This window comes from Chryseobacterium sediminis, assembly GCF_008386505.1.
GTDB classification, from domain to species: domain Bacteria; phylum Bacteroidota; class Bacteroidia; order Flavobacteriales; family Weeksellaceae; genus Chryseobacterium; species Chryseobacterium sediminis.
Genome location: NZ_VUNZ01000001.1, coordinates 1 through 12,812, shown reverse-complemented (window position 1 = coordinate 12,812; position 12,812 = coordinate 1). Strand labels below are relative to the sequence as shown.

The 12,812-nt window shown below is 36.2% G+C and carries 7 protein-coding genes and 1 tRNA gene; 3 read left to right on the top strand and 5 right to left on the bottom strand.

Annotated elements, in window-relative coordinates; all coding sequences use genetic code 11:
* Positions 1-46 precede the first annotated feature (46 nt).
* The 3 genes from FW780_RS00040 to FW780_RS00030 all read right to left on the bottom strand — a co-directional run bounded on the left by FW780_RS00040 (position 47) and on the right by FW780_RS00030 (position 6,807).
* Positions 47-3,049 (bottom strand): reprolysin-like metallopeptidase, encoded by a 3,003-nt coding sequence (locus tag FW780_RS00040; protein WP_149831632.1) that lies wholly within the window; start codon positions 3,047-3,049, stop codon positions 47-49.
* 676 nt (positions 3,050-3,725) lie between these two features.
* On the bottom strand, positions 3,726-5,150 hold the full coding sequence (locus tag FW780_RS00035; RefSeq protein WP_149831631.1) for a tetratricopeptide repeat protein: 1,425 nt from the start codon (positions 5,148-5,150) through the stop codon (positions 3,726-3,728).
* Between the two features lie 163 nt (positions 5,151-5,313).
* Positions 5,314-6,807, bottom strand: coding sequence for a tetratricopeptide repeat protein (locus FW780_RS00030; RefSeq protein WP_149831630.1), 1,494 nt, complete (start codon positions 6,805-6,807; stop codon positions 5,314-5,316).
* Between the two features lie 415 nt (positions 6,808-7,222).
* Here FW780_RS00030 and FW780_RS00025 point away from each other — a divergent pair, with 415 nt between their 5' ends.
* A complete protein-coding gene (locus tag FW780_RS00025; protein WP_149831629.1) occupies positions 7,223-7,699 on the top strand; it encodes a GNAT family N-acetyltransferase in 477 nt (158 codons plus the stop codon).
* Between the two features lie 37 nt (positions 7,700-7,736).
* Here the strand turns inward: FW780_RS00025 and FW780_RS00020 are convergent, their stop codons facing one another.
* On the bottom strand, positions 7,737-10,112 hold the full coding sequence (locus FW780_RS00020) for an outer membrane beta-barrel family protein (RefSeq protein ID WP_149831628.1): 2,376 nt from the start codon (positions 10,110-10,112) through the stop codon (positions 7,737-7,739).
* 110 nt (positions 10,113-10,222) lie between these two features.
* Here FW780_RS00020 and FW780_RS00015 point away from each other — a divergent pair, with 110 nt between their 5' ends.
* Together FW780_RS00015 and FW780_RS00010 are read left to right on the top strand one after the other, a co-directional pair.
* The gene (locus FW780_RS00015) at positions 10,223-11,893 is read left to right on the top strand and encodes a histidine kinase (RefSeq protein ID WP_149831627.1); all 1,671 of its coding nucleotides are present in this window, start codon (positions 10,223-10,225) and stop codon (positions 11,891-11,893) included.
* Entirely contained in the window at positions 11,890-12,588 is a 699-nt protein-coding gene (locus tag FW780_RS00010) for a LytR/AlgR family response regulator transcription factor (protein ID WP_149831626.1), read from the top strand. The genes FW780_RS00015 and FW780_RS00010 overlap by 4 nt, the downstream gene beginning before the upstream one ends.
* A 149-nt stretch (positions 12,589-12,737) precedes the next feature.
* On the opposite strand, the gene FW780_RS00005 is transcribed toward FW780_RS00010, so the two are convergent.
* Positions 12,738-12,810 (bottom strand) — tRNA-Lys (locus FW780_RS00005).
* Positions 12,811-12,812 lie beyond the last annotated feature (2 nt).

Sequence of the window (12,812 nt, the reverse complement as noted above, 5' to 3'; positions counted from 1 at the left end):
TTTTTCTCTCCGTTTTTTTAGATCCTGATACGGAGATTCAAATGTGTTATTTCTTGATTAACTTAGTATTATAAGTATTCTTATCATCTTTTATAGTAATCACATACATTCCTTTTACCAAAGAAGCAACATTGATCTTTCCTTCAATTTTACCTTCCTGAACCAATCTTCCATCTGCGCTGTAGATTTTGTAATCTGCTTTACCTTTAAGGTTTTTCACTTCTACAAATGTATCTGCAGGATTAGGATAAATAGATACCTCTGAAGATTTTGTGTCTACTGCTTCTCTCACAGCAAGTGCGCCGGCAGTAATCTTCACAGGAAGATCCATAATACCTCCTGCCTGGCTTGGAATTTCACCACATACATCAGCAAGAGAAGTATTTGAAAACTTACCCACAATCCTCATTCTTAACAATTTATCTCCCGAATAGGTAGCTGCCGGAACTGTAAAAGTGAGGTTACCCATTCCAACGTTACCTGTAGGCGCTGCTCCGGATCCCTGAGCTACTCTTTCCGTTGCTTCAAAAATCCCGTTTCTGTTGTAATCAATCCATGCAGAAACATTTACCTGCATTCCGCTTTGTAACAAGTTTCCTATTCTAGGTGCAAGAGTATAGGTATTTCCCTGTGTCAGATTAACAATTTTAGTAGGGTCTTCACTCAAATCTTTATAAGATCTTGCAGTAGCGTCAGTATAATCTATATTAGCAACAGCCACTTTTAAGATTGCTCCAAGATAAGGTGAACCTGTATTTAAAAAACAGTAGTCAACTCCGGTCTTTAATCCTTTTGTTTTAAATGTATAGTTATTAGAAAATGCTCCAGGAACTGAATTGACTACAGCAGCCACCTGTACTTCATAATTTGTTTCATCTTCTAAATTATTCAAAACTACTGAATTGGCCTGGCTCACAGCGTTAGACCAGTTTACAGTTCCCGTTTTTCTGTAATTGATTGAATAAGATGCTCCCGGAACACTATTCCATGATACTCTTGCTGTTGTTTTGAAAATCTCAGTAGCAATGGCAGCAATACCTGTAGGAGCTGATGTATTAGATGTAGGCGCACTACCAACAGTAATTGCAGGAGATACAGCATAAAATATATTACCTACCGCTGAAACTCTTAACTTTACAGCTCCACTTAGATTACCTGGCATTTGAGCGCTATAACTTCCAGTATTGGGAGTTGCGGCTACAAGATCAGTCCACGTAACACCGTTATCTTTAGTATAATCTATTTTAACACTTGCTGTATTATAAGGAGTGACATTTGTATTGGCAACATCCCAATAGATTGTGTTTACTGCATCATTATACAGCACTGAAGATGCAGTAAGTCCATTGAACTTGAATGGTCCATCATTTCCTACAGTAACTGTAGTTGTGGAGCTGGAAACCATAGGACGCTGAGCATTTTGATCTCTTACCGTTACAGCATAATTTAAGATACGAGGGATATAAGATACAGATTCCCAACCTTGCTTATCTGTTAGAATACCATTCATTACAGTTTCCAACTTAGGGAAATATCTTCTTCCGTTCGGTGTACCGGGAAGTGATCTTGTTAATGCTCCTTTTGGATTATATCCCCATCCGCTATCTCCTGAAATTGTAGAAGATTCATCTGTACTGTCATTCTGTTCCCATGTGTAATTCACAGGATTATTTTCTGCATCCACAGCAGCAGCTTCAAGATAATAAGCAGTTCCTTTAGGAATGTTATAAGCTACCAATGGATTAATTACCGGAGCTGTATTATCAATGATATTCTGAGATACTCCACAATTGTCCTTACCTTCTAAATTAGTCAGTACCTGATCAATTGATTTGTAATGAAAATATCCATCAGCGTTAGCCTGTACATTATCATAGGTAATTCCGGCATACCCCATAATGGTTGTTCCTCCTCCTGGTTCTACATTAGCTCCTTTGTTTGCATCTGTAACAGAAGTATTTGAAAATGTGTGATTAGCCCCCAGCTGATGCCCCATTTCATGAGCCGCTGTAAAATCAAAAATCTCTCCTACAGGTACAGGTCCTTGTGTAAAAGCTGATCCTTTTTTCTTGTCCGTATTACTGGCAGGATCTAAACAGACAATTCCAATACCCCCGGCATTCCCGCTCCTTTCCGCATTTTGATTAAGAACGTGTCCAATATCATAGTTGGCATTTCCTACCGCAGCAGTAAGGGTTTGTTGCAGCTGAGTATTTAAGTCGTTAGTATAAGGATCTGTAGCAGAATCAAGATAAATAATCTGAGGAAGATCCTGAACCGTTAAATGAGCCCCAAAATCACGTTCAAAAACACCATTTATTCGGGTCATTGTATTGTTCATTGCAGCCAAAACAACTCCTTTTTTTACATCATCTGTAGCGTTAGCAGGGGTTCCGGCTGCTGTCAACTGATATTGGCTGTATTCTCCGGTAACGGACAATGCCATTCTGAAACTTCTGTATTTTGTATTGGTAGGTCTGTTGGTAATTCCTAATCCGGAAAGCATGTTTTTACCATTCTTTACCAGTTTATTAATATCTTTAAAATCATGTTCTCCTGTATCACATTTGAAGCCATGTTCTCCTTCATTCTTTGTTTTATAGAAAACACCATAAGTTTGTTTATCTGTACTTATAGGTTCTATAAACTGAAATATACCATCTTTGATAATCATAGACTGCATATCAGTCGGAGACGTACTGAATCTTAAATACTTAGAAGAATCATCAACCCCAATTCCCACATAAGATCCGAGCTGATATCTGTCTACGAGAGATTTATCCATTACAGGATTGCTGTAGACCGCAAATTTTTCAATCTTTCCTTCTGCTGTTGGTAAAGAAATAATAACAGGACGTGCATTCTTTCCTGTTTCTTCAGCATTTTTCAGTATTTCTCTCAGAGATTTCAAATCAACTCTGTAAGAATGCTGCACTTCTACTCCTTCTCTTATCTGCGAAGATTTTTGAGAAACAGATTCCCATCTCTGCGCATTGAAAACGGTAAAACAAGACGCTAACGCGCAAACGAATAAAATTCTTTTTTTCATAGATTTATTTAAGTTATTTTGGAAAGTTTATTGAAAATTATTATCCAAAGACTGTTTCAGTTTCTATTCTTTAGTTGTTTCTATGGCGAAAAACAAACATTATCATAAATTCAATAAAACAAAACATATCGTATAACATTCACAATAAAACTCATTGCAAAGCTTATATATTTTTAATAAAAAACAAAAAAAAGTGATACTACATAGATACACTATTATTGTAAACGACTAAATATCAATAATTTACACCACTGTTCTAATCTATTCATTAATTAGCAGAATTTTAAAAGGGAAAATACGTTGAGTGTTTTGATTAAAATATCAATGAAAAAGTAAATTGAAAATCGGAAAAAAACTGATACGTAAATGCTACTTAAATAGCATCTAAAGAGATAGATTATAACAAATACAGTCTAAAAAAATACAGCAGTTTAGAATAGCCCGCACTTTTTTTCATAAATAAATCCTCAAAAAAGACAAAAACAATAACACACTACATACCAATTGATTACAAATCAAAATATTTGATGTAGTACCCATGTAGTAGAGCGTTTTTTCCTGTTTTCGTTAAAAATTTTCATATTTGACCCAGAGACCACTAAAAAAAATACATGTGGTGAAAAGAGAATATTTCGAGTACTGTCTGACATGATAAATCAGACAGTTTTTTTTTGAGTTATTTCAAGGTATCAAAGAAATGATAGATATCTGTTTCTCCGGGAATATTCAGTTTCTTTCTAATTCTGTATTTTTTCTGCTGAACACTTCTGTGCTGAACCAAAGTATAGCTTGCAATTTCTTTGGATGTAAAATGCAGTTTCAGCATTGCACAAAAAATCAATTCAGAACTTTCAAGACCGGGATTAATTGTTAAAAGCTGATCTATAAATTCAGGATACACTTCTTTAAAGCGATTAAGAAATTCAGGATCATTTTTCTTACCAAGTTCTAAAACCTCTTCCTGCTTATTATCATTTATCCTGATTTTAAGATTTTCAGCTTCTATGGTAAGTACTTCTTTTCTTTTTCCCAATGCTCTGATAATTCTCCAGGCATATAATCCTAATAAAGAAAGGCCTGCCAATGACAGAAAGATGATCCAGTATATTTTACTTTTATGATGGTCTGCATCCTGTTGGGCTCCCATAATAAAAGATTCCATATCCTGGTTAATTGTGGCTAGTAAAGATGTATTGGTTTTATAATAAGCATCTGTATAGGCTTTCAAATAGAAATATGCTTTTTCCTTATCTCCTGTACGTTCATACAACACCCTGAGGTCATTATAGATATATTTACCGTAGTAGGCATAGATCCGTTTGGTTTTCTCATTGACCTTCAGAGCCTTCTTAAGGGTTTCTTCTGCTTTATCGTATTGTGCGTTGGTAAGAAAATATTCTCCCATAATAGTATTGGCATACAGCGCTATCCCATCATCTTTCCCTCTTATATTGGCTTTATTGTAAGCTGTGTTTACGTATTTGTAGGCAGAGTCTTTATTCTTATGCATATAAACATAATCACCTATAGCACAATCTGTAAGACCTGTATTATCCAGTTTTTTTGCTTTGTGAAAGAATTCAAGTGCTTTTTCGTAATTCTTTTTTTGGACAAAATAGATGGCCTGTCTGAAATAAATACTGAAAAGAAGATCATTTTTAAGCTCAGATTGACCGCTCTTCTGTATCAGGGCCATTGCTTCATTATTATATTGTAAAGCTTTGTCAACCCTGCGGAGTTCTATATTGAAACGGCCGTAAACATTATAGAACCTGGCTTTGTGGATATTATCTTCCGATTGATCCAGGATTTCTTGTGCGTTATCAAAAAGAATCTGGGACTTCTGAAAGTTTTCTAATGAAATATTAAGCTCAGCCAGATTGATATAACACAGCGCTTTACCGTCTGCATAATTTATTTTATCGGCCTGTTTGTAATACCTTTTATTGAGACTGATCAGAGAGTCATATTCTCCGGCTACTCTGAATTTCTCATTCTGCTTCAGCAGAGAAACATCAAATTTCTTTTCTGCCTCTTTCTTTGAATGAGAATGGCACGAAACCAAAATAATAAGTAAAACAGCAAGAAAAATGCGTTTCATATGTTTCTCTATTTAAGCTAAATTTCTGTATAAATTATGATTAAAAAATGATCTCTCAGAATACATTACTCTATTTTCTAATTCTCTAGCTTTACTTCTCAGAGATCAACAATAAAATTTTTTATAAAACAGAATTCGGCATCTTTTATTGTGATGAATTTCTTTATTCTGCTAAGTTTTCAAAAAAGTCATAAATATCTGTATCTCCGGGAATATTCAGTCTTTTTCTGATTCTGTATTTTTTTTGCTGTACAGATCTGTGCTGTACAAAGGTATAATCTGCTATTTCCTTGGAAGAAAAGCGGAGTTTCAACATGGCACAGAAAGTCAGCTCTGAATTTTCAAGATCAGGATTGATTTTCAAAAGCGATTTTATAAAATCAGGATACAGTTCTTTGAATTTTAATAAAAAAGAAGAATCATTCCGCCTGGCAAGCTCTATTACTTCTTCCAGCTGTTTAGTTTCTACATGATTTTTCAGCTCATCTGTTTCTTCTTTCAGGGAGTTTTTCTTTAGTTTTAACTTGTTAATTATCTTCCGGACATATACTCCTGAAAAGGTAAGAACACTGATAGACAAGGCAATAAATAACGGAAGATCATTCTTATGCCAGTCCGACTCCTGTTTTACTTCGGATATAAAATCTTCAGTCGCTTTATTCATCGTGGTAAATCGTGCGGCATCAAATCTGCCTTCTTCTTCCATATATTTTTTCAGGTAGAAATAAGCCTTACCTCCGTCATTTTTTTTCTTGTACAGCTCTGCCAGTGCCTTGTAAACTTCTTTGATATGTGAAGAATAAGTACGTCTTGTTTTAATATTGATGTCCAAAGCTTTCCTAAGTGCTTTCTCCGCCTGTTCGCTGTTATCAACTTCATTATAGTAATACCCCATGGTATAATAAACCCAAAGGGATTCTACATCAGTTGTCTTTTGACTTAGCATCTTTTCATCTGCCCGCTCAATATATATTCCTGCAGCATCAGGTTTATGAACAAATAAATAGTACTGGGCAACCATACAATTGCTATAGGCCGAGTTTTCCAGTACATTCGCTTTGGTGAAACATTTTAAAGAAGTTCCGAACCAGCCTTTCCAGGCATAGTAAATTCCTTTATTTATATACAGTCTTGGAAGAAGTTTTTGAGCAAGACTCGTTTTTGCGGCCTGTTTTAAATAATAAAATGCTTTATTATTGCATTCAATAGCCTTTTCATTTATTTTAAGATGAGAATAATATAGACTGTAGTCATTGTAAAATGCTGCTTTATGATAACTATTCTCAGAGTTTCCGAGATCTTTCTCTGCTTTGTTGAAAAAAAAACGGGCTTTATCATAATTCCCTGCCGAGACATTCACGCCTGCCATATTCAGGTAGCAAAGGCCTTTTCCAGCTTTATATTTCATTTTCGCAGCTTTTTTCAGATATTTTATATTCAGCCGGATAAGAGCTTCATATTCGCCTGACAGCTGAAGGTCTGAAGTCTGGTTTAATAAAGAAGTATCAAATTTTTCTCTTTCTTTATCCTGAGAATCATGGCAGCACGAAAGCATACATAAAAATAACCCTATGCAGATTGTACAGGCTATTATCTTGTTAATATCTTTTGAATGTCTTTTTTTATTTTTAAAAATGATCAGACTAATTCTTTCCATCAGTACCACTTTTCCCTATATCTACCTATACATATTCCATTGAAATATGTTGATAAATCTCTACTGTTATTTTACTATTTTCCCCAATAAGTGTTATAAATATACATAAATTATCATGCTTATTAGGAAGTAAGCAGTTAATTTTGCAAAAATGTAACATTTAAATAAAGTCCCCAAATTTTCCTTTAAACAGGCATTTTCTTATATTTCCGGATAGTTTTGCAGGCTTTTCCGAACAAAAAAATGTTTTTTTTTATAATAAGACTATCTGAAAGGAAATTTGTTACAAATACATCAGATGAGTTTAAAATTTTAATACAGTTATTGAAATTCAGCCCGCTATAATAGGAAGAAGTTCAAAATAATATCCATATTTGTATCCGAGTATCAATGAGAATAAGTAAACCAAATGACTATGACAAGTACTACCTATCGAAAACTTCTTCCCGAAGAAAGTAAAATTTACCGGGCCATCCGTCTGGAAAGTCTGGAGAAATTCCCTGAATCTTTTGGAGCAACCTATCAGGAGGCCGTGAATATTGAAAAATTCCGGATAGAAAGCGATATTGAAGAAGAAACACCGGAAAGATTTGTTTTTGGTGCTTTTGCACAGCATGAACTTGTGGGCATCTGTACGTTTGTTAAAAATGAAAACAGCACCGGAAGTATTTACCAGATGTATGTAAAAAAAGAATTTCAGGGAAAAAATATTGGTCAGGGATTGATTGAGGCTGTTATTGCTGAAGCCAGTCAAAAATTCAAAGGTATTGAAATCATTCTGGAGGTTACTCCCGGAAATGACAAGGCTTACAATCTGTATCGGAAAATAGGGTTTCAGGAAATCCCCAATACCTCTTCTGAAGAAATCAGTATGAAATATGTTCCTCAGTAAGTTTTTTTACTATTAAATCTTAATGATAAAAAACTTATCAATTGCGGTTACCTGTTTTAGCCTGTCGAACGGTCTGATTATCTCTTAAATTAAGTCGGTATACAAGTGTTAATCGGTAACGGGCTGCATTGGGAACACTGGTCTGATTTATCTGGTAATCTACTCCTGTTGTCTTGCTGATAGATTTCCTAAGATTGAATAAGTTACTGACATCAAAGGATACCGTTGCTTTATCCTTCAGGAAAGTTTTGCTGCACCCAAAATCAATACTATGCAAAGCGTTTGAGTAAGTTTGGGCAGTCGCATTTGCTCCTCTGAAATTATACACCGACTGGAAAGCAAGTTTATCCTTCAATTTCACCTGAGCGCTGACACGGGCTGTAAGCGTATTCCCTGAATAATCAAAGATCTGATTCTGATAACTCCCTTGTTTTACGTAATGAAATATATTAAGTTCAGTATTTAACTGCAACCATTTGATAGGATTATACAATACGGAAAGCTCTAAACCACTGCGTACTTCTTTGTTGATATTAACTGGCATGGTAATGAACAAACCGTCAGCATTTTGATATGTATAATCTTCAATGACTCCGGTATTTTTTTGATAATAAATGGATGGATTAAAAGTAAGGCTCTTCCAGTTCTTCAGGAAAGCCAGTTCAAATACATGAGCATAAGATGGGTTCAGATCCGGATTCCCGACATAACGGCTATTCAGATCGGTCAACTCATTAAAAGGATAAATCATCCCTAACGATGGCCTGTTGATCCGTTTACTGTAACTCCCCTGTAAGGTAGTACCTGTTTTAAAACGGTAACTGATATTTAACGTAGGAAATAACCTGCTATAATTTTTATCATTTGTATAACTTCCTATACGGTCTTCAATACCTATACGGGTCAGTTCACCCCGTACACCACCCTGATAGCTAAAATCCCCCATTTTACCGGCAAACTGCACATAAGCACTTCCAATAAGTTCTTTATACAAAAGATGATTGTCAATCTGATCAATAATTTCCCAACCTGCAGAGTTTTGCTGTTCAGCAATAAAATCACTGTTCACCCTCCTGTTCTCGAGTTTTAATCCGAATTCCAGTGTTGAAGTACTGTCCAGCGGCTGTATCATATCTGTTTTAATCATCAAATCCTTACTTCCTCCTACTGAGCTAGTTCTGATTGTAGGAAAGATAACAGAAGCCGGAAAAACTCTATTGGTTGCCAGATTCCATTCTTTATCACTGTCCCAGAAATCATACTGCATATCCACTGTAAATTTTTTGCCGGTGCGTTCAAAACTTTTGGTATAATTAAATTCCAGCTGATTGTAACTTCGCTTTTCCCATGATTCGCCACTTCGACTGAGTGTACTGTCACCAACACCATTCTTTCCTGAATATAAATAGTTCAGCCGGGTCTTATCATGATCATGCGTAGAATTCCTAAGGAAGGCCGCGGTAATCGTATTATGGTCATTAATCTGGTAATCTGCACCAAAATAAAGCAACTTGGCATTATCATGACGGTCTTCATCCTGTCGTTGGTTCAGAAAAACCGGAATCCCTGAAAGCCCGGTAGATTGTTCTGTTTTATAAAGCCCTACATAATCTGATAACCGCAAACCATAAGTTGCGAACAGGTTTAGTTTATTTGATTTATAATTTAAGCTTGGACTTACACGGGTTTCATTAGGAATACCCCCAACTACCCTTAGCTGGCCACTGAAACCATCTTTCTTATTCTTTTTAAGAATGATATTAATAATCCCTGCTGACCCTCCGGCATCAAATCTGGAAGAAGGATTGGCAATTACTTCGACACGTTCTACCTGATCGGCAGGTAACTGTTCCAGGGCATTCCCTTGAGTTAATCCAGTTCGCCGTCCATTAATTAATACCAATACATTAGCATTACCGCGAAGACTTATCGCACCAGTAGGGCTCACACTGACTGAGGGGACAATATTCAACAGATCTGTTACCGCCCCTTGCTGAGAAAGAACATCCTTACCTACTTCAAAAACTTTTTTATCAAGTTTTAAATTGACCGCCCCCCGATGCCCGGTTAAGGCTACTTCCTTCAAAAGTTTTGCATCAGCCTCCAAAGTTATTATTCCGACATCTATAGACAGGTCAGTATTAACTTCTAATGTTTTACTGATTGTCTTAAAACCTATCAGATTATAGGTGATGTGGTAGATTCCGGCTGGTATGTTTTCCATCTTGAATATCCCTTTGGTATCCGAAATACTGGTCATAATTATTTTTTCCGTGCTATCTTTTAGTGTTACATTAACATGCGGTACAGGAACAGATGGATTTTCATAAATGACACCCGTTATTTTTGCTTGCTGCGCAAAGGAATTTTGAGCAGTTAACATGATCAGGAAAAGGAGTATTACTTGTTTCATAATGTAAAATTAGATTCCAGAAGTACTCATTTTGGGTAAAAACATGTGAACGGCTCTACAGACTTGCAAACTGCCATCAGCTTTTACAAATTACCTTGTATATTTACATTATGCATAATTTTATGTTTTTGCTGGTTTTGCTCGGCATACTGAATCCATCAGTTATTCGTAATGAAGATCCAATACCTGTTTACAAGACAGGTGATGATATGGCTTGGGCATCTAAGGACTACAATGACAAAAATTGGTCACCAGAGAGAGCGAATACTTCTGATAAAATTTTCTGGTCACGAACTCATTTAGATCTGCGTCAGGTTGAAGATGAGGTATTACCACTTGGCCTTCAGATTGAATCCTTTGGTGCTTTTGAAGTGTATTGGGATGGAGTATTGATTGGTAATAACGGTCAGATTCCAAAAAATGGCAAACCGGAAATACCCGGTACTGAAAGCAGTTATTACAGAATTCCGGACCATTTGATTTCACCTGGTCTTCACACTGTTGCCCTACGCAGTTCACAATCTTTACTTCCACATGTACAACGTAGTATTGGATATAAAATTGATCCGTATAATTCCTTATTGACAGAACCATTGGTTACGATGTCTTATATGAATCTCATGGCGGGCGCTTTTCTCATCGCAGCTGTGTATTACTTTTTTCTTTATGTAAACAGCAAGCGAAAACAATGGGATATACTGATCTTTGGTATCATCTGTTTTCTGTTTTTTTCTTTACTGATTATGGAATATCTGAAATTTCATGTTGTAATCCCTTACTCCCAATTTTTCGTGCGCCTTGAGATTATCGGCTGGCTGACTTTTGCCAATGCATTATTGGTTCCGCTGTATTTTATCATCCAGTTCAATTTTAAAAAAGGAATATGGCTGATGGCGGCACTCCTGATAGCTTTAGTATTTCTTTACTGGTCCAATTACGGACACTATGATCTGACTGCCCGACTCTATAGTCTGGCTATGCTTGTTGCTTCTTTTATTGTGGTTTTGAATGGTATCATTCAAAAGGAAAAAGGAGGGTTTATAGCAATGCTCGCCCTTTTAATGAGTGCTATGGTCAATCGTTTACTGGTTTATGATTTTGGACTGTTCATCAGTTTCACGATCATTGTTCTAAGCATGCTTTATCTGCATTCCATTCGTACAAGTGTTATGGAAGCGGAACATCAGAATGCCATTTTACTTTCCTCAAGACTACAGCTAGAACTGCTCAAAAAAAATATTCAGCCTCACTTTTTAAGAAATACCCTGACCTCAATGATGGATTGGGTAGAAGAATCTCCAAAAGAAGGAGCGCGTTTTATACAGGCACTGGCTGCAGAGTTTGATATTATGAACGAGATTTCCGAACAAACCCTGATTCCCATAACAACGGAATTGAAGCTTTGCCGTCAACACCTCTCGGTTATGGGTTTTCGTAAGGAGATTAATTATATATGGGAACAAAACGGAATAGATGAAACTCAGCTGGTACCACCCGCTATTATTCATACATTGCTGGAAAATGGCATTACCCACAGTGAACCATTACCAGGAAATACTATTAAATTCATTCTCTGTTATTTTGTAACGAAAGAAGGTCATCATCAATATGTTTTTGAAACCATCGCAAAGAACCGGAATATCCTCACAGAACGTACAGGAGGTAATGGACTTAAATATATCCGGGCGCGCCTCACTGAAAGCTATGAGCAAAACTGGAGATTCGATTCGCATACTACAGAAAACGGGTGGGTATCTGTCATTCAAATTTTAAAACCATGAATATACTAATCATAGAAGACGAAGCCAGAATCGCGCGTCGTTTACAGCGCATGACTGCCGAATTCTTTGGAAACAGGCCTATCCAAATCACAATCTGTGATTCTCTTCAAAGAGGGCTTGATCAAATTACCCGTCAACTTCCGGATTTACTCCTTCTAGACCTCAATCTCAATGGTGATAATGGTTTTGAAGTATTGGAACAAATGGTTGCTGCTTCTTTTCATACCATTATTGTTTCAGCCAATACTGATAAAGCTATTACTGCTTTTGCTTATGGTGTACTTGATTTCGTTCCCAAACCTTTTGATAAAGAAAGATTTTTTCAGGCTCTGAACCGATTTATTAGTCCTACATTAAAATCAGATGATGGGATGAAATACCTTGCGGTAAAGAAGTCCGGGCAAATCCGGCTTATCAGCATTTCTGAAATTAGATATATTAAAGGAGCAGGAATTTACACAGAACTGCATCTTAAAAATGGGAAGCAGGAATTGCATGATAAATCACTTGAACTTTTGCAGCAGCTTCTTCCGGACGGGTTTGAACGAATTCATAAGTCTTATCTCGTCAATCTCCAAGAGGCAGAAAAAATACTCATCAACCCAGGCTCAAGATATGGTCTGCAGATTAAAAACGGAGAAATACTACCCATAGGACGTTCAAAATATAAAGAGATCAAAAATAAGGTGATCTGACACCTATTAAAGTATTTTTTTAGCTTTTTACATTTAGAAGCTGATCAATTTTAGTTTTAAAATCAAACTATCAATGCCACAGCAGCACAACCTGAAATTATTATTTTGACATAAAAAAGAGACAACTAATAAATAGTTATCTCCTTAAGTGACCCGGCTGGGATTCGAACCCAGGACCCATACATTAAAAGTGTATTGCTCTACCAGCTGAGCTACCGAGTCGG

What these genes read in the sequence shown, in the direction of transcription:
- FW780_RS00040 (WP_149831632.1), bottom strand. Translation starts at nt 3,049, where the DNA reads ATGAAAAAAAGAATTTTATTCGTTTGCGCGTTAGCGTCTTGTTTTACC.
- FW780_RS00035 (WP_149831631.1), bottom strand. Translation starts at nt 5,150, where the DNA reads ATGAAACGCATTTTTCTTGCTGTTTTACTTATTATTTTGGTTTCGTGC.
- FW780_RS00030 (WP_149831630.1), bottom strand. Translation starts at nt 6,807, where the DNA reads ATGGAAAGAATTAGTCTGATCATTTTTAAAAATAAAAAAAGACATTCA.
- FW780_RS00025 (WP_149831629.1), top strand. Translation starts at nt 7,223, where the DNA reads ATGACAAGTACTACCTATCGAAAACTTCTTCCCGAAGAAAGTAAAATT.
- FW780_RS00020 (WP_149831628.1), bottom strand. Translation starts at nt 10,112, where the DNA reads ATGAAACAAGTAATACTCCTTTTCCTGATCATGTTAACTGCTCAAAAT.
- FW780_RS00015 (WP_149831627.1), top strand. Translation starts at nt 10,223, where the DNA reads ATGCATAATTTTATGTTTTTGCTGGTTTTGCTCGGCATACTGAATCCA.
- FW780_RS00010 (WP_149831626.1), top strand. Translation starts at nt 11,890, where the DNA reads ATGAATATACTAATCATAGAAGACGAAGCCAGAATCGCGCGTCGTTTA.